Annotated in this window: 24 protein-coding genes; 10 read left to right on the top strand and 14 right to left on the bottom strand. The window is 59.1% G+C overall.

Annotation, left to right across the window (positions count from 1 at the left end; translation table 11 throughout):
- Positions 1–34: 34 nt before the first annotated feature.
- The 10 genes from PH552_RS02655 to PH552_RS02610 are packed head-to-tail and all read right to left on the bottom strand — an operon-like array spanning position 35 to position 7,399.
- Complete coding sequence (locus PH552_RS02655) at positions 35–1,069, bottom strand: Gfo/Idh/MocA family protein (RefSeq protein WP_113248709.1); 1,035 nt, start codon at positions 1,067–1,069, stop codon at positions 35–37.
- A 5-nt stretch (positions 1,070–1,074) separates the two neighbouring features.
- The gene (gene aroQ / locus PH552_RS02650) at positions 1,075–1,524 is read right to left on the bottom strand and encodes a type II 3-dehydroquinate dehydratase (protein ID WP_112341957.1); all 450 of its coding nucleotides are present in this window, start codon (positions 1,522–1,524) and stop codon (positions 1,075–1,077) included.
- Positions 1,525–1,554: 30 nt separating this feature from the next.
- A complete protein-coding gene (locus tag PH552_RS02645; RefSeq protein WP_069610592.1) occupies positions 1,555–1,923 on the bottom strand; it encodes a 5-carboxymethyl-2-hydroxymuconate Delta-isomerase in 369 nt (122 codons plus the stop codon).
- Between the two features lie 16 nt (positions 1,924–1,939).
- Positions 1,940–2,800 carry a shikimate dehydrogenase gene (locus PH552_RS02640; protein ID WP_113248708.1) on the bottom strand — a complete coding sequence of 287 codons (861 nt, stop codon included), beginning with the start codon at positions 2,798–2,800 and terminating at the stop codon, positions 1,940–1,942.
- Positions 2,801–2,812: 12 nt separating this feature from the next.
- The gene (locus PH552_RS02635; RefSeq protein ID WP_113248707.1) at positions 2,813–3,574 is read right to left on the bottom strand and encodes an amino acid ABC transporter ATP-binding protein; all 762 of its coding nucleotides are present in this window, start codon (positions 3,572–3,574) and stop codon (positions 2,813–2,815) included.
- A 19-nt stretch (positions 3,575–3,593) separates the two neighbouring features.
- Positions 3,594–4,418 (bottom strand): transporter substrate-binding domain-containing protein, encoded by an 825-nt coding sequence (locus PH552_RS02630; RefSeq protein WP_113248706.1) that lies wholly within the window; start codon positions 4,416–4,418, stop codon positions 3,594–3,596.
- A gap of 44 nt (positions 4,419–4,462) precedes the next feature.
- Positions 4,463–5,113, bottom strand: a complete 651-nt coding sequence (locus PH552_RS02625; RefSeq protein WP_069610596.1) for an amino acid ABC transporter permease — start codon at positions 5,111–5,113, stop codon at positions 4,463–4,465.
- Positions 5,114–5,122: 9 nt separating this feature from the next.
- On the bottom strand, positions 5,123–5,791 hold the full coding sequence (locus PH552_RS02620) for an amino acid ABC transporter permease (RefSeq protein WP_113248705.1): 669 nt from the start codon (positions 5,789–5,791) through the stop codon (positions 5,123–5,125).
- Between the two features lie 49 nt (positions 5,792–5,840).
- Entirely contained in the window at positions 5,841–6,662 is an 822-nt protein-coding gene (locus PH552_RS02615) for a sugar phosphate isomerase/epimerase family protein (protein WP_113248704.1), read from the bottom strand.
- Positions 6,662–7,399, bottom strand: coding sequence for a GntR family transcriptional regulator (locus tag PH552_RS02610; protein ID WP_113248703.1), 738 nt, complete (start codon positions 7,397–7,399; stop codon positions 6,662–6,664). Before PH552_RS02610 ends, PH552_RS02615 begins: the two co-directional genes overlap by 1 nt.
- Before the next feature lie 252 nt (positions 7,400–7,651).
- Between PH552_RS02610 and PH552_RS02605 the strand changes: the two genes are divergently transcribed.
- The 5 genes from PH552_RS02605 to PH552_RS02585 all read left to right on the top strand — a co-directional run bounded on the left by PH552_RS02605 (position 7,652) and on the right by PH552_RS02585 (position 12,611).
- On the top strand, positions 7,652–8,545 hold the full coding sequence (locus PH552_RS02605) for a dioxygenase family protein (RefSeq protein WP_113248702.1): 894 nt from the start codon (positions 7,652–7,654) through the stop codon (positions 8,543–8,545).
- A 20-nt stretch (positions 8,546–8,565) separates the two neighbouring features.
- Positions 8,566–9,348: a 2-oxo-hept-4-ene-1,7-dioate hydratase gene (gene hpaH / locus PH552_RS02600; protein ID WP_113248701.1), complete on the top strand. Its 783-nt coding sequence runs from the start codon at positions 8,566–8,568 to the stop codon at positions 9,346–9,348.
- A gap of 7 nt (positions 9,349–9,355) precedes the next feature.
- Positions 9,356–10,120 (top strand): 4-hydroxy-2-oxoheptanedioate aldolase, encoded by a 765-nt coding sequence (hpaI, locus tag PH552_RS02595; protein ID WP_113248700.1) that lies wholly within the window; start codon positions 9,356–9,358, stop codon positions 10,118–10,120.
- A gap of 60 nt (positions 10,121–10,180) precedes the next feature.
- Positions 10,181–10,891, top strand: coding sequence for a transporter substrate-binding domain-containing protein (locus PH552_RS02590; RefSeq protein WP_113248699.1), 711 nt, complete (start codon positions 10,181–10,183; stop codon positions 10,889–10,891).
- 766 nt (positions 10,892–11,657) lie between these two features.
- Positions 11,658–12,611 carry a sulfonate ABC transporter substrate-binding protein gene (locus tag PH552_RS02585; RefSeq protein ID WP_285165452.1) on the top strand — a complete coding sequence of 318 codons (954 nt, stop codon included), beginning with the start codon at positions 11,658–11,660 and terminating at the stop codon, positions 12,609–12,611.
- 278 nt (positions 12,612–12,889) lie between these two features.
- Here PH552_RS02585 and PH552_RS02580 read toward each other — a convergent pair whose 3' ends face one another.
- The 4 genes from PH552_RS02580 to PH552_RS02565 form a co-directional block, all read right to left on the bottom strand.
- Positions 12,890–13,183: a type II toxin-antitoxin system RelE/ParE family toxin gene (locus PH552_RS02580; protein ID WP_285165451.1), complete on the bottom strand. Its 294-nt coding sequence runs from the start codon at positions 13,181–13,183 to the stop codon at positions 12,890–12,892.
- The gene (locus PH552_RS02575) at positions 13,180–13,488 is read right to left on the bottom strand and encodes a type II toxin-antitoxin system RelB/DinJ family antitoxin (protein ID WP_113248696.1); all 309 of its coding nucleotides are present in this window, start codon (positions 13,486–13,488) and stop codon (positions 13,180–13,182) included. Before PH552_RS02575 ends, PH552_RS02580 begins: the two co-directional genes overlap by 4 nt.
- A 170-nt stretch (positions 13,489–13,658) precedes the next feature.
- On the bottom strand, positions 13,659–14,573 hold the full coding sequence (locus tag PH552_RS02570) for a proline iminopeptidase-family hydrolase (protein ID WP_183764440.1): 915 nt from the start codon (positions 14,571–14,573) through the stop codon (positions 13,659–13,661).
- Between the two features lie 54 nt (positions 14,574–14,627).
- Complete coding sequence (locus tag PH552_RS02565; RefSeq protein WP_169645283.1) at positions 14,628–15,410, bottom strand: LuxR family transcriptional regulator; 783 nt, start codon at positions 15,408–15,410, stop codon at positions 14,628–14,630.
- Positions 15,411–15,538: 128 nt separating this feature from the next.
- On the opposite strand from PH552_RS02565, the gene PH552_RS02560 reads away from it, so the two are divergent.
- Genes PH552_RS02560 through PH552_RS02540 form a run of 5 tightly spaced genes read left to right on the top strand, consistent with a single transcriptional unit; the run spans position 15,539 to position 21,498 of the window.
- A complete protein-coding gene (locus PH552_RS02560) occupies positions 15,539–16,429 on the top strand; it encodes a proline iminopeptidase-family hydrolase (RefSeq protein WP_113248693.1) in 891 nt (296 codons plus the stop codon).
- 51 nt (positions 16,430–16,480) lie between these two features.
- Positions 16,481–17,419, top strand: a complete 939-nt coding sequence (locus PH552_RS02555) for an ABC transporter permease (RefSeq protein ID WP_183764443.1) — start codon at positions 16,481–16,483, stop codon at positions 17,417–17,419.
- A complete protein-coding gene (locus PH552_RS02550) occupies positions 17,416–18,267 on the top strand; it encodes an ABC transporter permease (protein ID WP_113248691.1) in 852 nt (283 codons plus the stop codon). The genes PH552_RS02555 and PH552_RS02550 overlap by 4 nt, the downstream gene beginning before the upstream one ends.
- Positions 18,264–19,964, top strand: coding sequence for a dipeptide ABC transporter ATP-binding protein (locus PH552_RS02545; protein ID WP_113248690.1), 1,701 nt, complete (start codon positions 18,264–18,266; stop codon positions 19,962–19,964). The genes PH552_RS02550 and PH552_RS02545 overlap by 4 nt, the downstream gene beginning before the upstream one ends.
- 19 nt (positions 19,965–19,983) lie before the next feature.
- On the top strand, positions 19,984–21,498 hold the full coding sequence (locus PH552_RS02540) for an ABC transporter substrate-binding protein (RefSeq protein ID WP_285165450.1): 1,515 nt from the start codon (positions 19,984–19,986) through the stop codon (positions 21,496–21,498).
- Positions 21,499–21,696 lie beyond the last annotated feature (198 nt).

Raw genomic sequence — 21,696 nt, 5'->3', positions numbered from 1 at the left:
GATGATCGCCCTTGCCGCTTGCCTTGAAATCTGGCTAGAGGACGACGCGTCCTCCCATCGCGGCCGACCGTTTGACGGCCTCAATGACTTTCAATGTCTCCAAGCCTTCGCGGCCGCTGACTAAAGGAGCTTCCTCGCCCCGAATGACGCTGCAGAACTGACGGATCTGCATGACAAGCGGATCTTCGTTTTCGAATGCGGCTCTATCGCGCTCAAATGCCTCCGTCCAGCTTCGCTTTTCGGCATTGCTCCATATGTCCAGCGACGGCACGGCCAGAGATCCGTGTGTTCCGCCGATCATGTAGCAAATCTCCTGAGTTTTCGGGTAGGCGGGATTTTCTCCTGTCGTCATCTCCCAACTCCACGGCGCCACAACGGAATCGGACACGGAAGCAGTACCGAGAACACCACTTTTGAATTCGATGAGGATAACAGCGGTTTCCTCGACGGCATTGCTTCGCGCTGCGTTGGATTCACGGGCCTGCACGGCGTGTATATCGCCGCAAAGGAAACGGAGATTGTCGATGTCGTGAATTAGGTTAAGGAAGACCGGCCCTGCCCCGCGCTCTCGCCGCCAGGGAATGTCAAAGTACTCGTCCGGCTTGAACAGCCAGAACATCGCATTCACGATCAGGATCCGACCGAGCGTCCCGCTGTCGATGATCTCTTTTGCTTTCTGCATCATCGGATTATGCCGGCGGTGATGTCCCGTCAGGAGCGCCACACCTTTTGCTTCAGCCATTCGCACAAGCTTCTCGCCTGCCGCGATATCGTCCGCGATGGGCTTTTCGATCAGCGCCGGGACGCCCGCCTCCACGGCTTCCAACCCATTTTGAACATGCACCTGGTTCGGCGTCGCGACGATGACTCCGTCGGGACGCTCGGAATTCATCATGTCGGCAAAACTGGGGAACCATCTGACACCAGCCTCACCGGCGATCGCTTGGCCGACTGGCGTGGGATCCACAACTGCCGTCAGCTCTGCAGCCGGCTCTTCCAGCACGTGCTTGATGTGACGCTTGCCGATCAGCCCCGCCCCAAGAACTGCCAGCTTGACCCGGTTCGCCATCGCTATCAGTCCTTTTTCTCAGCCTTGAGCATGGTCGCAACTCTGCGGATGCCGAGTTGATAGCCTTCGGTGCCGAGACCAGCGATGACGCCGTCGGCCCGATGAGACACGAAGGAATGATGGCGAAAACTCTCACGCTTGTGGACGTTGGAGATATGGATCTCGATGACGGGACCTTCAAAGGTATTCAGTGCGTCGAGGATAGCGAGCGAAGTGTGAGTGAACGCGGCCGGGTTGATGACAATGCCAGCGCCGTCCTCGCGCGCCTGGTGAATCCAGTCGATGATCTCGTATTCGCGGTTGCTTTGATGGAAACGGATCTCGTGTCCCAGCTCCGACGCCAACTTTCGGCAGTCCGCCTCGACGTCAGCCAATGTCTCGTGCCCGTAGATATGTGGCTGGCGCTTGCCGAGGAGGTTGAGGTTTGGTCCGTTGAGAACGTAGATGAGGCTCATTGCATTTGTCCTTGTTGAGCGTTGCCGGGATCAGGCGAACGCTATGTCCTGAAACGCGAAGTTTGGATCGGATTCGTAGAGATCTGCGCGAAGGCCAAGCCGGCCGGCTTCCAGTGCGGAAGCCGCGACGTCGCGCGCAGCTTCGAGCACCGATTTCAGCAGTTCTCGCTTGACCTCCGGAGGGCGGCCTGGGGCCATGCGTACGATTATCTGCACAAAGTGGTTATCGGGATGCTCGTCGCCGACGCAGGAGATGGTGGCTTCTCTGGCGAAGGTGCGGACCACGGTTGGCTTGACCAGCCCTCCGTCGCGGACCCGGCGATGAACCGCGCGGGTCAGTTCGTCGATGGCGACGCGTTCCGCTGCGCCTCGGCTGTAGTCGATGATGATATGCGGCATGGAGTAATCCCCCCGATCACGCTGTCACTCGGCACAGCTCATCGAAATGGCGCGACATTCGTTCCGTGTCGGGTGACAGGCCTGTGAAAAGCTCGAAAGCTGCGGCCGCTTGAAACACGGTCATTCCGCCGCCTGGAAGCGTCCGGCACCCCTTCTGCTTTGCCAACGCAAGGAGCTCGGTCACCAACGGCATATAGACGATATCGGCCACCCAGTGACGATGCCCTATCCAATCTGGATCTATCGGAAGCCCAGGATGGCTTGGCATACCAGTCGGCGTGGCGTGGATCAGGCCATCTGCGGTGGCGAGGGCGGCGCGCACGTCTCTGATCGGCCTTGCGACCTCTCCTGAAAACCTCTTGTTGAGCTGATCGGCGAGAGTAGAGGCCCGGCGCTCGTCTTGATCAAAAATCGAGAGGCTTTCTATGCCGAGTTTCACGGCAGCGTGCGCGACGGCCACCCCAGCGCCACCGGCGCCAAGCAGAACAGCATGAGCCTTCGCGACGTCGGGCAAGCCGCGCTCGAAATTCTTGTAAAAGCCATACCAGTCGGTGTTGTGTCCGATCCGCTCGCCATTCTGAAGCACGACCGTGTTCACGGCTCCAAGCATCTCGGCATCTTCGGACAGGCGCGTCAGGTGAGGCAGCACGGTCTGTTTGCACGGATGGGTGATGTTGGTTCCCGCAAAGCCGCGGCTTTCCAGCTCGTTCAGGAGATCCGGCAGCGCGGAAGGAGGCAATCCGCGCACTGCCAAGTCCACGAGTTCGTACTCATAATCAAGCCCCAGGTGGCGGCCTTCCGTTTCATGGAGCGCCGGCGACTTTGACATCTGGATGTCGGCGCCGATGAGGCCGACCAGGAATTTGCTGTTGTCCATGTCTTTGCCCGATCAGTGATGCGCAAGGATTTCGCCGAGAAATGCCCTTGTCCGGTCATGCTTGGGGTTCTTGAAGAAGGTTTCGGGCTCCGCCTCCTCGATGATCTCTCCGGAAGCCATGAAGATGACCCTGTCAGCGACTTGCCGGGCGAAGCCCATTTCATGGGTCACGCAGATCATCGTCATGCCGTCTCTTGCGAGGCCGATCATGGTGTCGAGAACCTCCTTGACCATTTCGGGATCCAAGGCGGAGGTGGGCTCGTCGAAAAGCATCGCCTTCGGCTCCATGCATAGGGCACGCGCGATGGCGACGCGCTGCTGCTGTCCGCCGCTGAGTTGCGCCGGATATTTTTCCGCCTGATCGAGGATGCGGACGCGCTCGAGATACTTTCGCGCCAACTTCTCTGCGTCGGCCCGGCTTGCGCCCCGCACTCTCATGGGCGCAAGCGCGCAGTTTTGCAGCACGGTCATGTGCGGGAAGAGATTGAAGTTCTGGAAAACCATTCCGACTTCGCGTCGAATGGCGTCGACCGCCTTGGTGGTGCCGTCCAGCAGTTGACCTTCCACCACGATCTTGCCGCCCTGAATCAATTCAAGCGCGTTGATGCAACGGATCAAGGTGGACTTGCCGGAACCGGACGGTCCGCAAAGGACGATCTTCTCTCCCTTGCAAACCGACAGATTGATGTTCTTCAGGGCGTGGAAGGCGCCGTACCATTTCTCCACTTTATCAAGGGATATCAAGGTCGACTGGTCGTTGGGGGAATTGAGCACGGCGCCCTCCATTTATGCTTTACTTGACCGTAAACGGGATGTTGGGGATGGATTCAGGGAACTTGGGAAGATCGATTGCCATCCACTTCTTGGTGATGGCCGCGAGTTCGCCGTTGCCTTTGATCTTGTCGAGGAAGGCATTGACGGTCTCGTTCCAGTCCTTCTCGCCGAGTCGCGTTCCCACGCCGTTGTAAGTCGTCAGGAAGTCGATCTTTCGTTCATACGTGCCGGCACTGGCCGCATCGAGCCTCTGCCCATAGAACTGATTGCCGCCCACTGCCTTTACCTGTCCGGAGATCAGGGCCTGGATGGTGGCCGCGTCATCGTCGAAGCGGCGAATGGTGGCCGTCGATCCGACCGCGTCGGTTACGGCCTTGTCCTGCGAGCTGGACTTCGGTACGCCTATTTCCCAACCAGCCAGGTCGGCCGGCGATTTCACGGTGTCGGCTTTGGCGGCATAAAGCGAAATCGTGTTGGCCGCATAAGGTTTGCTGTACTGGATCGACTTGGCGCGCTCTTCCGTCATCGCCATCGTGGCGAAGAGAATATCGACCTTGCCGGTCGTCAGCGCGGGAATACGGTTCGCTACCGCGAGCGGTTGGAACTGGACTTTCACGCCGAGTTCCTTGGCAAACAGCGTTGCCACGTCGGCGTCAAAGCCGTCCTGTTTGCCGCTCGAGTTCACAAAGCCCCAAGGCGCGTTGTCGCCCTGGATGCCGACGACCAGCGTTCCCTTCGACTTGATCTCCTCGACAGATGCCGCGGTCGCTGTCGCAGCGCCGACGACGGCGAAGGTAGCGGTCGCCAGCGCTAGACCGAGAAATTTCCTACGATTGGTATTCATTGCACTTTCCTCCTCTTGTGCTGTTTACTTCTCCCGAAGCAGGCTTAGCGGGCGGCTTTTGCCATCCGTTTCTCAAGGCCGCTTCCGACATGGGAAAGAGGCCAGCAAATTACGAAGTAGATTATCCCGACGATCCCGAAGACGAGCAGCGGGCGGTAGGTCTGGTTCGATATGATCTGGCCAGCCCGGGTCAGCTCGATGAAGCCCACGATCGCTGCGAGCGACGTCCCCTTGATGAGCTGCACAAGAAAGCCGATGGTCGCAGGCATCGAGATCTTCAAGGCCTGAGGCAGAACCACGTCCTTCATTCGGGAGACGTAATGCAGGCCAAGAGCGTTAGCGGCTTCGGTCTGCCCTTTGGGAACGGCTTCAATCGAGCCACGCCATATCTCGCCGAGGAAGGCGCTCGCGTGAAGAGTGAACGCGATCGCGACAGCGACCCAGGCGTTGACGTCGATGCCGAGAAGGGCGACGCCGTAATAGACGACAAAGAGCTGCATCAGGAGCGGCGTGCCTTGGAAGAGCGCGATGTAGCCAGATGATGCAAGCCGGGCGAACCGATGCTTCGACGTGCGCACAAGCGCAATCAAAATGCCGAACACGCCGCCGCCAATGAAACCGATAATTGCCAGCAATACGGTCCACTTCAGACCCTGCAGCATGAAGAACAGCTCGTTTTCGCCGATGGGACCCATAAGCGCCTCCTATCGAGTCGGATAATTGAAATAGGAACGGGAGATCAGGGCGAAGATTCCCATCATCAGGCTCGAGATCACCAGGTACATTCCGGTCACGGTGAAGTAGACTTCGAAGCTTCGGAACGTATCTGACTCGATGCGTTGCGCCGCGGATGTCAGCTCATATGCGGCGATCGAGGTGCACACCGACGTGGTCAAGGTCAGCATCACGAATTGGCTCGTCAAAGACGGGTAGATTGCTCGCAGTGCCGGCTTGAGAACGATGAGCCGGAAGACGTCGGCCTTGTGCAGCCCGAGCGCAAAACCAGCTTCGATCTGTCCCTTGTTGATGCTCTCAACGCCGCCGCGGATGATCTCGATGGCGTAGGCGCCTCCGTTGATCCCCAGCGCGATGATCGCGGTGACCGTCGGGTTCAGGCGGATGCCCATCAGCGGAAGGGCGAAGTAGATAAAGAAGATCTGCACAAGGAACGGCGTGTTGCGGACGACTTCGACGAACGCGATCACGGGAGCACGAACCCACGCGTCCTTCGAGGTTCTTGCTGCAACGCCCAAGATTCCGATCACGAGAGCGAGCAGCATCCCCGCGAAGGCGAGACCCAGCGTTCCAAGCGAACCCCAAAACAATTCCGGGGCGCGGTCGAAGACCGCGCCAAAATCAAACTTGTAACCCATATATTGGCCTCCTCCACTCGGCGCGGCTTTCGCCTCGCCGGCGCCGGGATCACTGATCCGGCTTAAATACTCGTAAGGCTCCTTCGAACAGGCGTTTCAAATGCTCCTCCGCGTCTGCCGAGCCTGAAAGAGGTACTTCGACCGAGATCGATGCGGCCCCGTCGGCTATTTCAACCAGTTCACCCAACGGCAATTCGCCCTCGCCGGGAGCAAGGCGCTTGCCTCGGGCCTCCGCGATCATGGCCTCGGGGGTGCTCGGAGCGGGTCCGGCGACGTCGCACAACTGGACGTGCTTGACCCTGTCGATCTCGGCGCGCAGCGACGTCAACGTTCCGCCGTTCCTGAAGAAATGCACTCCATCAACGAGTGCGCCGGCATTGGGCGCGCCGCTCGATTTCAGGAGATTGACGCTGTCAGCGAAGCTTCGGACCGTCCGCCAACCCATGTTCTCGATATCAACAGCCAATCCATAGCCGCTTGCAAGGCCGCAGAATTCGGTGAAGTTCGACTGCAGCCTGCTCTGTTCCGGATCGTCGCCACACACGCTCAGACGCTTGGCTCCGATGTTGGCAGCCACAGCCACTATGGGTTCCAGAGACGAGGCGTTGAACGAGGGATCGATGACAAAGAACTCGATATCGAAGACCTCGAGCGCTTCACCGCGCAATACCGCTTTCAACTCTTCCGCAGCGCGACCGCCGACCGGCAGCTCGTAGTAGGGCGCTCCAGGAAACGCGGGATTCAGCCTCAGTCCAATCCTGGAGAAGCCCGCCGCCGCCGCGGCCTTCGCAAAATCGCTCGGCATCAGGGAGATGGCGGAGAAGTGCGCAACGCCAATCTTCTGTTCCGATCTTGATCCAGACGCCACCATCACACGATCCCTTTCGTCGCGAGGTGGTTTCGAAGGTTCGTCCCCGTGCGGTGGATGTGCTGTCGCAGTTTCTCGCAGGCGTATTCCATATCCCGCGCGACCGCTCCTTGCGCGATCTCGCTGTGCTCCTGTCCGACGTTCCGGTCGCCGGAAGTCCTGATGAGGAAGACCCGGCGATATCGGTCGTTCAGGTTGAGCAAGAGGCCGCAGAAATGCAACAGAAGCGGCTTGCCGCAACCGGAAATGAGCGTGAGATGGAATTCCCGGTGAAGCGTTTCCCATTGCTCTAGCGTCTCCGGCCGTGAGGCATCTCGTTCCGTGCGGTTCAGGCGATGGAGCGAGCGCATTATATTGCCCTCCCACTCGACATCGCCGATGCGCATGGATTCCCGCAGCGCGAAGACTTCGAGCTCTTCGCGCAGCGTCGTGATTTCTTCCAGATTCGCCAGCGAGATCGGCGCTACGCGATAGCCACGGTTGTCCTGAAACTCCACCAGGCCGTCGGAAATCAGGCGTGCAAGCCCCTCCCTCAGAGGGCTTAAACTGACATTGAACGTACGGCGCGCCTTGTCGAGATTGATCTTGCTGCCGGCCTCCAGCTCGCCAGAGATGATCGCCTCGCGCAGCCGCGACGCCAACTGGCTTCCGATGGTGTTCTTGCCATCATCGGCAAAACCCGCGGACCCCGTCTCCTCGTCTGTCAGTGGCACAGAGGCGCTGTCGTCGCTCGAGCTCATCCCTGCTCCCTGGCAATTTCGATCAACTGTCGATGATCGATATGATAAACGATTATTTGTGTCAACGAAAAACGTAATCAGGGCCGTTATGGCAGCTGCGATCCGTATATTTAGTGAATTTAAGTAAGTATTTTCAGATATTTAATATCATGTCCAGCCAATTCCTCCTCATTCGAAGGGAAAAGCCGTCGTAACATTCATTGACAGATAATCGATTATTCTAAATAGTCAGAGCCATTGGGAGGTAGCCCTATGGCCATAAAAACCGAAAGCGAGTTGACGCCTGCCGTCCTCGCGGCGATGAACAAAACCGAGGATCCACGTCTGCGAGAAATCCTCGTCGCAATGGTAAAGCATCTCCATGCATTCGTGCGGGAGGTAAGATTGTCCGAAGTCGAGTTCCGCGAAGCTACGGCGATACTCAACGAGATCGGACAACTGCAGACGGACAGCCACAACGAGTTTGTTCTCATGGCCGGATCTCTCGGCGTATCCTCGCTGGTTTGCCTTTTGAACAACGGCGACGGTGGCCAGACGGAGACGTCGCAGTCTCTTCTCGGCCCGTTCTGGCGCCTGAACTCTCCCCGTGTCGAAAACGGCGGTACGATCATCCGCTCCGACACGCCGGGCACGCCACTCTATGTCCGCGCCAGGGTAATAGACCGGGACGGCAGGCCGATCGCGGGTGCGGAGGTCGACGTCTGGCATGCTTCTCCCGTTGGGCTCTATGAAAATCAGGATCCCGATCAGGCTGAGATGAATCTTCGGGGCAAGTTCACCACGGATGCCGACGGCCGCTTCTGGTTCAGCACCGTGAAGATGGTCGGATACCCGATCCCGGTCGACGGCGTCGTCGGCCGATTGCTAAAGGCGCAGGGACGTCACCCGTACCGACCAGCGCATCTTCACGCCCTGATCTTCAAGCAGGGATACAAGACGCTGATTTCCCAGGTCTTCGATCCAAGCGATCCGCACATCGATTCCGACGTTCAGTTTGGAGTGACGGCAGCCCTGACTGGCGACTTCGTCCGCCATGACGAACCGCATCCGTCCGAGCCGGGCGTCTACGGCCCCTGGTTCTCACTCGACTACACTTACGTCATGGAGCCCGGCGAAGCCGTGCTGCCGCGTCCACCCATCAAATGACCAACGACAGAGCCGAACCGATGATCACAGAACAGGAACGCCGAGAGGCGGCCAACGCCCTTCTGAAGGCGGAAACCGAGCGCAAGCCAATCGTTCAACCGAGCAAGACCTACCCCGGTCTGGAGCTTGAAGATGCCTATAAAATTCAAGCGCTCTGGGCGGAGGCTCGGACTGCTAGGGGTGCTCGGGTCGTCGGTCACAAGATCGGCCTTACGTCGCGCGCGATGCAGATGGCATCCAAGATGACCGAGCCCGACTATGGCGTCATCCTCGACGACGCCCTCTACAACGACGGAGCGCAGATCAAGGCGGACCTCTTTATCAAGCCCCGCCTCGAAGTCGAGCTCGCTTTTGTGATGGGCGAGGATCTCGAAGGCCCCGGTACGCGGATCTACGACGTGATGAGGGCGACTGAATTCGTCGTCCCGGCTCTCGAGATCATCGACTATCGCACCGAGGTTCCGAGGGCGATCACCGACACGATCGCCGACAATGCCGCTTTTGGGGCGATCATTGTAGGAGGTCGCATCATTCGACCGATGGACATCGACATCCGCTGGGTGGGAGCCACCCTCTCGAAGAACGGCATCATCGAGGAATCCGGTGTTTCTGCAGCGATCATGGGCCATCCGGCAGCCGGGATCGCGTGGTTGGTAAACAAGCTCCATGCGGTGGGCGCCGGTTTGAAAAAGGGGCAGATCGTGCTGGCCGGCTCCTTCACCCGCCCGGTGGATATAGCCCGAGGCGACGTGATCCAGGCCGACTACGGCCCCGTCGGCTCAATCGGCGTCTCGTTCGTGTGAGGATCTAATGGAACTCCCCGTCAACAGGTTCAAGCGAAAACTCCTGGCCGGTCAAAGTCAGATCGGATTGTGGTGTGGCCTCCCGGGCAGCTATGCAGCGGAAATCGTCGCACCATCCGGTTTCGACTGGTTGCTTTTCGATACCGAGCATTCTCCCAGCGATGTCCTCACTGTGCTTCCACAGCTGCAGGCGGTCGCGCCATACGACGTCGCCCCGGTGGTGCGCCCGGCCTTCAACGACCCCGTATTGATCAAGCGCTTTCTGGATATCGGTGCCCAGACGCTTCTCATTCCCTATGTGCAGAATGAACAGGAGGCGAAGGCGGCCGTGGCCGCCGCGCGCTACGCACCGCGAGGCATTCGCGGCGTCTCCGCCCTCACCCGCGCCACCCGTTTCGGGCGCGTGCCGAACTACGCGCAGACCGCCGAACAGGAGATCTGCCTCTTGCTGCAGATCGAGACACGAGAGGCGCTCGATCAGCTTGAAGCCATTGCAGGGGTCGACGGAGTAGACGGGATCTTCATCGGTCCGGCGGACCTCGCCGCCAGCCTCGGCTATCCCGGCCAACCGGGACATCCCGAGGTAGTTTCGGCAATCGAGAATGCGATCGAGCGCTTGAAAGCCGTCGGTAAGCCGTCGGGCATCCTGACGCCTGACGAGAAGTTTGCGGCTCGCTGCATTTCGCAGGGAACGCTGTTCACGGCAGTCGGCGTCGATGTTGCCCTCCTTGCCAGAGGATCGGAAGCACTTGCGTCCAGGTTTTCGCGCTAGAGCCGGATGTCGTGCGAAAACCGCCTACACTTTCGGCATCACGCTCTAGGGAGACATAGCATGTTCGCTTTGGAACAGGTTCGGTCGGAGATAGCGCCGACTGGAACCATTAGAGCTGCGGTTAATATGTCGAACGCAGCTTTGATTCGCTGGGATGAAAACGCAGGCGCCTTAGTAGGCCCTAGTGCGGAAATTGCGGGTAGGATCGCCCACGAACTTGATCGCGAGCTTTCGCTGATACCATACGGATCGGCCGCAGATATTCTTTCCGCCGCGGACGGCGACGAGTGGGACATCGCCTTCATCGCGTCTGACCCATCGAGAACCGATCGCTTCAGCTTCTCGCCTCCCTACATCTCGGTCGAGGCCACCTATCTGGTTCCAGTGGCGTCACCCTGCCGAACGGCGGACGAGCTCGATTCCAAGGGAATTCGCATCGCTTCCGCGCGTAGCGCAGCCTATACAAAGCAGCTTGAGCGAATACTCAAGCGAGCCACGGTACTGCATGTCGACAGCCCCGCGGCCGCCCTCGATTTTCTCGCCAACCGAGAATGCGACGCGGCGGCCGGACTGACCGAATTCCTCTTCAATGCCTCGGAGCGGACGAAAGGCTTCCGGGTGGTAGATGGGGTATTTTCGCGAATTCCCCAGACAATCGCGGTGCGCAAACGGGCCACTAGTGCCTCGCACTTCTTCGCTGACTTCGTGCGGCGGCTCGGCGGCGCGGATATCGGGGGAGAAAAAGGCAGCATCAGTGAAGGACTTCCCTGAGGCCTGCCGTAGATGCGTAACGCCAATTTCGCTCGTCCTAAGGAAAGAAGGCACCTATCCGAGCCGGCTTAAGCCGAATCCCTTCCATAAGGCCTGAGGCAGAGCAGTTCGCCAGTCTATCACTTACCAGGTAAGGAGAGGACGGGAAGAGCCATAGGAACCCGTTGCCGACCCGCTTGGTGCTAACTGGTTGTCCCGCTGGACTCTCTCTGCCCATCGCCGACGGTCGGCCGCCTTGTCTTTGGCGGGATCTGCCGACTTGCTCAAGGCCGCACGACCGGATTGCCCGCCGGTTCCGCCGATCGTCGAGCAGGAAGCACAGAAAACGGCGGGAACAATAATCATAACACCTAAGGCAACCGCCCTCGTGAACCCATAATAGATCGGCGGCATGGACATCCCTAATGCTCCCTTTGACCATCTGTAACGAAGAGAGATGTTATGCGATTTCACATCGGGCGAAAACTAGGGGCTGTTCGGACCGCCTGACGGAAGGCTCCCGTCGCCTGGCCACGCAAGTTCTCCGGCATTTGGATGACCGCGTCCGTTGGTAAGAGATAGCGCCGTCCCGATACTCCCTAGGCATTGCGCGACAGAGAGTGGCCCCACCGGCGATCATCAAGCACGGCATGAGACGCATTTCTTTTGCCTACCATCGCGACGGAATAGAAAAGTGAATCCCAGAGAAGCGCACGCCGGAGCACACACTTTCTAGAAAAAAGATAAGGATACTCTAGTTTGGCGTAACCTTGTTTCGGAGAGCATGATGAAGATCACAAGACGAGCTTTCACTGCGGTCGTGGCCGGTGCAATCGCGGCACCGCTGGTGGATATTCGAATGGCGAACGCGGCTGACAAGGTCCTGCGTATCGGCTATCAAAGATATGGAACACTGGTGCTTCTCAAGGGCAAAGGAACGCTGGAAAAGAAACTCGGAGCGATCAACTACAAGGTTGAATGGGCAGAGTTTCCTGGCGGTCCCCAGCTCCTTGAAGCGCTGAATGCGGGTGCTGTCGATTTCGGATCGACCGGCGAAACTCCGCCGATTTTCGCCCAGGCCGCGAACGCTCCGCTCGTCTACATTGCGCATGAGCCGCCTGCCCCGCGAGGCGAAGCCATTCTTGTCCAGAAAGATAGCCCCATAAAGTCCGTTGCAGACTTGAAGGGTAAGAAAGTCGCCCTCAACAAAGGATCGAACGTGCACTATCTGCTCGTGAAAGCCCTTGAAGAAGCTGGCTTGACCTATAAGGACGTGGAGCCATCCTTTCTCGCACCAGCAGACGGCCGCGCGGCCTTCGAAAGGGGCGCAGTCGATGCATGGGTCATATGGGATCCCTTTCAAGCAGCGGCGGAAGTGGCGCTTGAGGCGCGAGAGCTTAGAAACGGTGAGGGCATCGTTCCCAATCACCAGTTCTATCTCGGCACCAACGCGCTGGTCGACAATCACGCCGGGGCCGTTGACGTCCTGATCGAGGCTATTTCCGAGATTGACGCATGGACCAAGTCCGACACCGCGGCGGCTGCCGCGGAACTATCCCCGTCGGTCGGCATCCCGCAACCTGTCCTCGTGAAAGCGCTGGAGCGTCAATCCTATGGCATCAGCAGCCTCGACGAGTCCGTCGTGGCACAACAGCAAGCCATCGCTGACGCCTTTTTCGAACTCAAGCTCATCCCCAAGAAGGTGACGGTCGCAGACGCTGTACGCAGGAACAAGGCATAGCGCCGTCTTCAAGGCCCCGATAGTCGTTCAAGCGAGAAGGTTGGTCGCCGTCTCGCTTGACGTTCAAGCAAGCCATCTCTCGCTCTGCGGCATTACGCTGTGTTGATTTCCATCTGAAAAGGACCGATTGCGCGTTTCGCACCAATTCATACGGATCCTTTTAATTTCGTGGAATCCTTTTACCCGCCGCAATCTCATTGATGGCGCCAACTGTTGTAGTTTGGGATGAAGCCGGCAATCCGCTGAGGACGTAGAGGTCAGCAAGCCTCGGTCTAAACTCAGCCACTGGGCAAAGTCTCCGGCCATTCCTGCGAGCCATGAAGGACGCGAAGGGCACGAACTGCAGTCTCCGTAATGACATATGCCGCGATATAGGGCGTTCCGTTGATCACCAGTTCGCGCGTCTCTGCAATTCTTCCAATCCGGCCGCTTGCGGGAAAGTCGATCAAGCGGCGAGTGGCAGCCATCATCCTTTCGTCGATCATGACAGCGGCTGAAGGATTATCTGCCTCTATATATGTGAATATGGCGTCGCGATCCAATAGAGCGAACGCAGACCGCGTCAGCTTCACGATTTGCGGGCGTCCACTTTGAGACGCGCGGTCGATCGGCGCTCAGCGAAATGTGCCTCGACCTCATCATCCGAAATGTCACGACGAGTGTCGTTCAGCGCTTCCAGCACCTTTGTGCGAAACCAACTGTCGTGAGCTTCGCTGCCCGAAAAGAGTTCAAGTGGCAACGCACCTTCATTAGCCGTCCGGGTGAGTAGGATGCGCACCGCGTCCGATACCGTTAGCCCCATGCTCTCAAGGACGGCGGAGGCTCGATCCCGAACGTCAGCATCGATGCGTGTTTGGACAAGTGCGTTTGCAGCCATGGTTATCTCCACATTCAACAAAAATGTAATGCATTTGAATGACAAAATCCATAGCGAGGTTTGGACCCTCACGGGGCGTTGTTACGTTGTCTGCGGCCTAAACGCTTGGCGCGATAGTTGCAGGGGATGGGCAGCTCTTATTCGTCCGAGCCGCCGTGAAGATTGGATCGTCAATCATGCCGCTCCAGGAAACTTGAAACCGTCTTCAGGCAAAGATCCTTCTCTTCGACATGCGGCATATGGCTTGAATTTTCAAAGAGCACCCACTCGCAACCCCTTACGCCATCGACATAGGGCTTGACCACCAGCGGCGTCGCCTCGTCATATTTGCCCGAGATCAGCAAGGTCGGCGCCTCGATGAGGGCAAGCCTGTCTTCGATCGTCCAATCCTTCATCGTGCCGATGACGTGAAACTCCGTCGGGCCGTTCATGTTGCGGTAAACGGTATTGTCTTCGTCCATGGTGGCGAATGTGCGGGCAACCTCCTCCGGCCAGGGCACGACGCGACAGACATGGCGATCGTAGAAGACGCGGGAGGCGGCGATATATTCCGGATCGGTGATCGTGCCGGCCCGTTCGTGCCTTAGCAGCGTGTCCTGCACCTCCTGCGGCAGCTCCTCGCGAAGACGGTTCGCTTCCGCGACCCAGGTGTGCATGTTGGCCGGCGAATTGGCGATCACCAGCGCCTTCAGCCCCTTCGGTCGACGCACCGCATGTTCGGCACCCAGCATGCCGCCCCAGGACTGACCGAGAAAGGCGTAGCGATCCTGAATGCCGAGATGCTTCAGCAGTGTATCCAGCTCATCCAGGAAAAGCGCCGGCGTCCAGAAGTCGGGACCCTTGTCGAGCAGGCGCGTGGACTTGCCGTTGCCGAGTTGATCATAGTGGACGACGGCGCGGCCATCGATTTCGGCAATGCCTTTGAAGCTGTCGACATAGTCATGAGTGCAGCCCGGTCCGCCATGGGCGACGACGAGCGGCAGCCTGCCGGAATCGAGCGATCCGGTGATGCGGTACCATGTCCGGTATTCGCGAAAGGGCAGAAAGGCTTCCTGCGTCGGGGTTGCGGCCACGTGTCTCTCCATCTCCAGGCTTCGACGGAGCAGACCATAACGCGACCGAAACGGGTGCGGCAGCTATCAGAAGTTATAGGATGGTTGCGCTTCCAGCAGCCGATAATGCGTGGCGCGGACGACCGCCTGCGTGCGGTTCTTGGCGCCCAGCTTCTTTGCCGCGGCGTTCAAATGCATGACGACCGTCGGCACCGAGCGATCGATGATGCGGGAAATCTCCTTGGCGGAATAGCCCTCGGCGGAATAGCGCAAGCACTCCCTCTCGCGCTCCGTCAGCCGGATCTTGCCGACGCTCAGCGCTGCGGTATCGAAGAGCGAATAGGCCGTCTCGTGAAAGACATGCGCCAGCAGGTTGAAATCGGCAATGTAGCGCAGGGCATCGCGCTCGAACTCCTTGTTGGCACCGAAGCGAATTCCGGTGACGGTCGCATAGTCGCCGCGCGGCATGTGCACCGGCACGGTGACGCCTGTCGACATGTCGCGCTCGCTCAGGTAGCGCGCAACGGGAACCGTATCCTCGCTCATGAAACGCTTGATCAGCGTATCGGCATCGGGATCATAATTCCAGAAGAACGGCGCCGAAGTGCGTAGCGCCACCTGCTGCACGGGATCAATGCGGAAATAGCCGCGATCGAACCAGTATTCATACATGTCGTCGGAGATGTTCCTGAGCTTCAGAAGCGAAGGGATCATGATCTTGCCGTCGAGGTCATAGGGCACCGGCGAATAGTCGTAGATCAAGGCCTCGAACCCGATTGCCTTCATGCCCTCGAAGATATGGTCGATGCGGCCGTCCAGCGTCTGATGCGCCGTGAATTGGCGCCTGATGGTTCCGATTTGATCGAACATGCAGCGGTTCCCGTCTGTGCCTGCGCCCCAACCTATCACTTCTTATAGCTGGTGCCGAGCGCGGTTTAAGGTAAAAATTTAGCCATGCTCAAATATTGAGCAAGCAGAATCTTTCGCCGGAGTTGTCAATGTGGCGTGAAATTGAGCCCGAGGCGCGGCATGTCGTCGAGGTCGATGGCTACAAGGTGGTCGCCTACAGCTTTGGCAGCGGACCGGAAACGGTCTTCTGCCTGAACGGCGGCCCTGGCCTGCCCTGCGACTATCTGCGCGAGGCACACTCCTGCCTGATCGATAGGGGATACAGGGTCGTTGCCTTCGACCAGCTCGGCACCGGCGCCTCAGACCGCCCGGCCGACAAGGGTTTATGGACCATCGGCCGTTACGTGGAGGAGACTGAAACCGTCCGCAAGGCACTCGGTCTCGGTAAAGTCCACATGCTCGGTCACTCCTGGGGCGGCTGGCTGGCAATCGACTACGCGCTGACCTATCCCGAGAACCTCAAGACGCTGATCCTCGAAGATACCGTCGCCGACATGCCGCATCTGATTTCCGAACTGGAGCGGCTGCGCGCGGCACTCGGGCCGGAAACGGTCGCCATGATGCAAAAGCACGAGGCACAGGGCACCTATAATCACCCCGAATATCTCGCCGCCGTCACCATCCTCAACTACCGCCATGTCTGCCGCCTGCCGGAATGGCCGGCACCTGTCCGCCGTTCGCTCGACGATTGGAACATGGGTCCCTATGAGACCATGCAAGGGCCGAACGAATTTCTCTATATCGGCAATCTCAAGGATTGGAACCGCATTCCGGACCTTCCGCAGCTTACGATGCCGGTGCTGATCACCGCGGGCGAACATGACGAGTTGACGCCGGCCTGTGCGCTCAGGATGAAACTTGCCTTGAAGGATGCCGAACTCAAGGTCTTCGCCAACGCCAGCCACATGCCTTTCTATGAGAACCCGCAGGACTACTATCCGGCACTTCTCGACTTCCTGTCGCGGCATAGGGCAAGCTGATGCAAGTTAAGGTGATCCAATCCCATCGACGACAAGGGGGCGATCGCCGCTATGCATCGCTATAAATTCGTATTGACGCGACCGCTGCAGTTCCTGCCTGTCCTTTTCGGCATCAGCGTCATCACCTTCGTTCTGGTCCGCCTCATTCCCGGCGATCCCGCGCGCAATATCCTCGGCACGCGCGCCACCCCGGTCGCACTTGCCAGCATTCGCGCGCAATACGGCCTCGATCAGCCGATGTGGCTGCAATATTTCTATTTCATCAAGAATCTCGGCAATGGCGAGATGGGCAAATCGATCCTCTACAAGATCGACGTGCTGCCGCTGATTTCGACCCGGATCGAGCCGACCGTCGCGCTGGTCGTCTCGAGCGTCATCCTGTCGATCCTGATTGCCGTGCCGATGTCGGCGATTGCCGCGCGCAATGTCGGCCGCGCACCGGATCACATCGTGCGCGTCGTCTCGACTTTCGGCATCGGCTTTCCGCCCTTCTGGCTGGGGCTGATGCTAATCATCCTGTTCAGCGTCCAACTCGGGATGCTGCCGGTCTCGGGCTATGGCTCCACCATCGGCGAGAAGATCGCCCATCTCATCCTGCCGGCCCTGACGGTTGCGCTGTCGCTTTCGACCGTGCTCACCCGCAGCCTGCGGGCAGCAATGATCGAAGCGCTGAAATCGGATGTGGCGACGGCGGCCCGTGCCCGCGGCATGCCGGAAGGCATCGTCTTCTGGCGGCATGTCGTGCCGAACTCGCTGGTGCCGACGATCAACCTGCTCGCCGTCAATATCGGCTGGCTGATCGGCGGCACGGTCGTCGTCGAGAGCGTCTTTGCCTTGCCCGGCATGGGCCAATTGCTGGTGCGCGCCATCTTCTCGCGCGATTACATGGTCGTCGAGGGTGTTGCGATGGTATTTGCCTGCGCCACGGTGCTGGTCAACTTCCTCGCCGATATCGTCACGGTCGCCGTCGATCCGCGGGTGAAGCTATGAGCATCGACACGACAGCGACGGCCTCCCCTGGCTGGAACAGGTTTTTGGGGAAGCACCTGACGCTGACGCTCGGCGGCGGCATCCTTCTGTTTTTCCTTCTTCTGGCAATCTTGGCGCCACTTGTCGCGCCCTATGACCCGATCTTCCAGAATGCCGACATGCGCCTGCAGGCGCCGTCGTTCCTGCATCTGTTCGGCACGGATAATTTCGGACGAGACATTCTTTCGCGCGTCATCTGGGGTACGCGCATCGATCTGCAGATCGCCGTCATCGGCGTGCTCTTCCCGTTTCTGATCGGCACTACGGTCGGCACCATCGCCGGCTTCTTCGGCGGCATTGTCGACGCGCTCTTCATGCGCATCGTCGATATCATCCTCGCCTTCCCGTTCCTGGTGCTGATGCTGTCGATCATCGCCATTCTGGGGCCGGGGCTGAGCAGCTTCTATATAGCCATGGCCTTGGTCGGCTGGGTCTCCTACGCGCGCCTGATCCGCGCGCAGATGCTGGTGCTGAAAGGCAGCGATTATGCCGTCGCCGCCGTTAGCCTCGGCTTCAGCCGGCCCAGGATCATGTTCCGCCACCTGCTGCCGAACGCCATTGCAGGCTCGATCGTCTTTTCCATGTCGGATGCCGTGCTGGTGCTGCTGAGCGGTGCAGCCGTCAGCTATCTCGGCCTCGGCGTTCAGCCACCGCTTGCCGAATGGGGCGTCATGGTGGCGGAAGGCCAAAGCTTCATCACCACGGCCTGGTGGATCACGCTGTTTCCCGGCCTTTCCATCGTGTGCCTCGCCTTCGGCTTCAGTATGCTGGGCGATGCGCTCGGCGAACTGCTCGGAGTGCATGAATGAGCGAGCCCGTCCTCTCCGTCCGCGACCTCGTGGTCAAGGCCCGTCTCGACAACGGCGCCCGCACGCTGATCGACGGCGTCTCGCTCGATCTTGGCAGGGGCGAGATACTTGGCCTTGTCGGCGAGAGCGGCTCGGGCAAGAGCCTCCTGTGCCGTTCGCTGGTGCGGCTGCTGCCCTCATCGCTTCTGAAAATCGACAGCGGTTCCATCCGTCTCGAAGGACGGGAACTCACGGAAATCAGCGATGCCGAGATGCTTGGGGTGCGTGGCGGCGAGATCGGCATGATCTTCCAGAATCCGACAAGCCATCTCGATCCCGTCATGCGCATCGGCGACCAGATCGCCGAAGGCATCCGCTACCATCAAGGTCTCAAGGCACGCGAGGTGCGCACAGCCGCGACCGAGATCCTTGAGCAGGTCGGCTTTCCTGATCCCAAAAGACAGTATGACAGCTATCCGCACGAGTTTTCCGGCGGGATGCGCCAGCGTGCCATGATCGGTGTCGCACTCTCCTGCAGCCCTAATATCCTGATCGCCGACGAGCCGACGACGGCGCTCGATGTCACCATCCAGGCGCAGATCCTGCGGCTCCTGATCGACATTCGCGACAAGCGCGGGCTTTCGATCATCCTCATTACCCATGATCTCGGCATCGTCGCCCAGACGTGCGACAGGATCGCCGTCATGCGCAGCGGCCGGTTGCTCGAACAGGGTCCCAAAAGGACGATCCTCAGCCGGCCTGAAAATCCCTATACGATCGATCTGATCAACAGCCATCCTTCCCTGCCCGACGAAGCTGCAACGCAATCGGAGCCAGCCAGGCCGAAAACGTCAGCCAAGCCGCTGCTCGAAATCGATGACCTGTGTGTCGACTTCAGGGTCGGCGGCGGTTTCTATAGGGGCAGCGGCGCAAAGACGGTCAGCGCTGTTTCCGGCGTCAGCCTGCAGGTTAAGCCTGGCGAAACCATCGGCATTGTCGGCGAATCCGGCAGCGGCAAGAGCACGCTTGCCCGCGCCGTTCTCGGCCTCACCCCGATCTCCTCCGGCCATGTCACCTTCGACGGTGTCGACCTCACTCAGCAGAAGAGCGCTGGCCTCGCAAAGCTCCGGCGCGAAACCGCCATGGTCTTCCAGGACCCGTTCAACGCGCTGAACCCTCGGCTGACGATCGGCCAGACGCTTGCCGAAGTGCTGAAAGTCCATGGCAAGGTCGCGAAGGCAGACATTCCCGCACGCATCGGCGAGTTGCTCGATCTCGTCGGGCTTGAACGCGAATTCGCCGATCGAAAGCCGCGCAGCATGAGCGGTGGCCAATGCCAGCGCGCCGGCATTGCAAGGGCGCTTGCAGTCAATCCGAAGCTCATCATCGCTGACGAATGCGTCGCAGCGCTCGATGTCACCATCCAGGCGCAGATCATCGATCTCTTCCGTGAACTGACGCGCCGGATGAACCTGACCTTGATCTTCATCGCTCATGACCTCGCGATCGTCCGCGATCTCTGTGAGCGGACCGTGGTTATGTATCGCGGCGAGATCGTCGAGGAAGGCCGCTCGCAGGAGATCTTCTCTCGCCCGAAGCATGCCTATACCGCAGCGCTCATTGCAGCCATTCCCGATATCGATCCGGACAAGCCCTTGCACGGCGAACGCGATGCGGCAGCCGCAGGGCAGACCCAATCAGCCAAACGCATGCGATAACAACGAAGGGAACGAATTCATGATCAACAAATGGAAGACAATCGGGCTTGCCGCCATCCTGGCCGGCCTGACGCTGAGTGCGAGCTATGCCGAAGCCGCCGGCGTGCTGACCATCGGCCGCCGTGAGGATTCGACGACGTTCGATCCGATCAAGACGGCGCAGAATATCGACAACTGGGTGTTCTCCAACGTTTACGACGTGCTGGTGCGCGTCGACAAGACGGGCACGAAGCTGGAGCCGGGTCTTGCGGAGAGCTGGACGACCTCGGATGACGGCTTGACCTATGTCTTCAAGATTCGCGACGCGAAATTTTCCGATGGCTCGCCGCTGACGGCTGATGATGCAGCTTTCAGCCTGCTGCGTATCCGCGACGACAAGGCATCGCTCTGGAGCGACTCATACAAGGTGATCGATACCGCCGTCGCGACTGATCCGCACACGCTGACGATCAAGCTCAAGCATGCATCGGCGCCTTTCCTGTCGACGCTGGCGTTGCCGAACGCATCGGTCATCTCGAAGGCCGGGATGGAATCGATGGGGCCGGATGCCTATGCGGAAAAGCCGATCGGCTCGGGCGCCTTCTCCGTCGAGGAGTGGCGCCGCGGCGATCGCATCATCCTGAAGAAGAACCCGAATTTCTGGCAGGCCGACCGCGTCAAGCTCGACGGCGTCGAATGGATCTCGGTACCGGACGACAATACCCGCATGCTGAACGTGCAGGCCGGCCAGCTGGACGCCGCCATTTTCGTACCGTTCTCGCGCGTCGAAGAGCTGAAAAAGGATCCAAACCTCAGCGTGCTGATCGATCCTTCCACGCGTGAGGATCATCTGCTGATCAACCATGCCCATGGCGACCTCGGCAAGAAGGAAGTCCGCCAAGCCCTCGACATGGCAATCGACAAGAAGGCGATCGTCGATGCCGTTACCTTCCATCAGGGTACGGTCGCCAATTCCTACATTCCAAAGGGCGCCTTGTATTACTATGCGGATAATCCGCTACGCCCCTACGATCCGGAAAAGGCCAAGCAGATGCTTTCGGCAGCCGGCGTTTCCGACCTGACGCTGAATTACCTCATCCGCGCTGGCGATGAAGTGGATGAGCAGACGGCGGTCCTGGTGCAGCAGCAGCTCGCCAAGGCCGGCATTACAGCCAAGTTGCAGAAGGTGGATCCCAGCCAGGAATGGGACATGACCGTTGCTGGCGACTATGACATCTCGGTCAACTACTGGACCAACGATATCCTCGACCCAGACCAGAAGACGACCTTCGTCCTCGGTCACGATTCCAACAACAACTATATGACCAACTATAAGAATGATGCGGTAAAGGATCTCGTCGCCAAAGCGCGGCAGGAGCTGGACCCGAAGAAGCGCGAGCAGATGTATATCGACTTGCAGAAGATGGCGAAGGACGACGTCAACTGGATCGATCTCTACTACAGCCCTTATATCAACGTCGCGCGCAAGAACATCGATAACTTCCATCAGAATCCGCTCGGCCGCTTCTTCCTGGAGGACACCGTCAAGAATTGACATCTCAACGTCGAATCCCAAGCTCCGCTGTCGAAAGGCAGCGGAGCACTTTTTGTGCGCGATTGGTGTTGCTTCGGGGTGCCAAATACATGTTTCACCTGGTGATCCTCGACTTTTAATTCCAACAAAGTCGCGCAGAAAAGCATCTTGGCTACAGGCGCAGCAGCGTTGCCGTGTCACACCACAATGGCAATAGCA

Origin of the sequence: Rhizobium aureum (assembly GCF_030182495.1) — a bacterium.
In the GTDB taxonomy this organism is placed as follows: Bacteria; Pseudomonadota; Alphaproteobacteria; order Rhizobiales; family Rhizobiaceae; genus Rhizobium; species Rhizobium tropici_C.
This window is presented reverse-complemented; position numbering and strand designations above follow the sequence as displayed.

Coding starts and splice junctions, on each gene's coding strand:
- PH552_RS02655 (WP_113248709.1), bottom strand. CDS start 1,069: ATGGCGAACCGGGTCAAGCTGGCAGTTCTTGGGGCGGGGCTGATCGGC.
- aroQ (WP_112341957.1), bottom strand. CDS start 1,524: ATGAGCCTCATCTACGTTCTCAACGGACCAAACCTCAACCTCCTCGGC.
- PH552_RS02645 (WP_069610592.1), bottom strand. CDS start 1,923: ATGCCGCATATCATCATCGACTACAGCCGAGGCGCAGCGGAACGCGTC.
- PH552_RS02640 (WP_113248708.1), bottom strand. CDS start 2,800: ATGGACAACAGCAAATTCCTGGTCGGCCTCATCGGCGCCGACATCCAG.
- PH552_RS02630 (WP_113248706.1), bottom strand. CDS start 4,418: ATGAATACCAATCGTAGGAAATTTCTCGGTCTAGCGCTGGCGACCGCT.
- PH552_RS02625 (WP_069610596.1), bottom strand. CDS start 5,113: ATGGGTCCCATCGGCGAAAACGAGCTGTTCTTCATGCTGCAGGGTCTG.
- PH552_RS02620 (WP_113248705.1), bottom strand. CDS start 5,791: ATGGGTTACAAGTTTGATTTTGGCGCGGTCTTCGACCGCGCCCCGGAA.
- PH552_RS02615 (WP_113248704.1), bottom strand. CDS start 6,662: ATGGTGGCGTCTGGATCAAGATCGGAACAGAAGATTGGCGTTGCGCAC.
- PH552_RS02610 (WP_113248703.1), bottom strand. CDS start 7,399: ATGAGCTCGAGCGACGACAGCGCCTCTGTGCCACTGACAGACGAGGAG.
- PH552_RS02605 (WP_113248702.1), top strand. CDS start 7,652: ATGGCCATAAAAACCGAAAGCGAGTTGACGCCTGCCGTCCTCGCGGCG.
- hpaH (WP_113248701.1), top strand. CDS start 8,566: ATGATCACAGAACAGGAACGCCGAGAGGCGGCCAACGCCCTTCTGAAG.
- hpaI (WP_113248700.1), top strand. CDS start 9,356: ATGGAACTCCCCGTCAACAGGTTCAAGCGAAAACTCCTGGCCGGTCAA.
- PH552_RS02590 (WP_113248699.1), top strand. CDS start 10,181: ATGTTCGCTTTGGAACAGGTTCGGTCGGAGATAGCGCCGACTGGAACC.
- PH552_RS02585 (WP_285165452.1), top strand. CDS start 11,658: ATGAAGATCACAAGACGAGCTTTCACTGCGGTCGTGGCCGGTGCAATC.
- PH552_RS02575 (WP_113248696.1), bottom strand. CDS start 13,488: ATGGCTGCAAACGCACTTGTCCAAACACGCATCGATGCTGACGTTCGG.
- PH552_RS02570 (WP_183764440.1), bottom strand. CDS start 14,573: ATGGAGAGACACGTGGCCGCAACCCCGACGCAGGAAGCCTTTCTGCCC.
- PH552_RS02565 (WP_169645283.1), bottom strand. CDS start 15,410: ATGTTCGATCAAATCGGAACCATCAGGCGCCAATTCACGGCGCATCAG.
- PH552_RS02560 (WP_113248693.1), top strand. CDS start 15,539: ATGTGGCGTGAAATTGAGCCCGAGGCGCGGCATGTCGTCGAGGTCGAT.
- PH552_RS02555 (WP_183764443.1), top strand. CDS start 16,481: ATGCATCGCTATAAATTCGTATTGACGCGACCGCTGCAGTTCCTGCCT.
- PH552_RS02550 (WP_113248691.1), top strand. CDS start 17,416: ATGAGCATCGACACGACAGCGACGGCCTCCCCTGGCTGGAACAGGTTT.
- PH552_RS02545 (WP_113248690.1), top strand. CDS start 18,264: ATGAGCGAGCCCGTCCTCTCCGTCCGCGACCTCGTGGTCAAGGCCCGT.
- PH552_RS02540 (WP_285165450.1), top strand. CDS start 19,984: ATGATCAACAAATGGAAGACAATCGGGCTTGCCGCCATCCTGGCCGGC.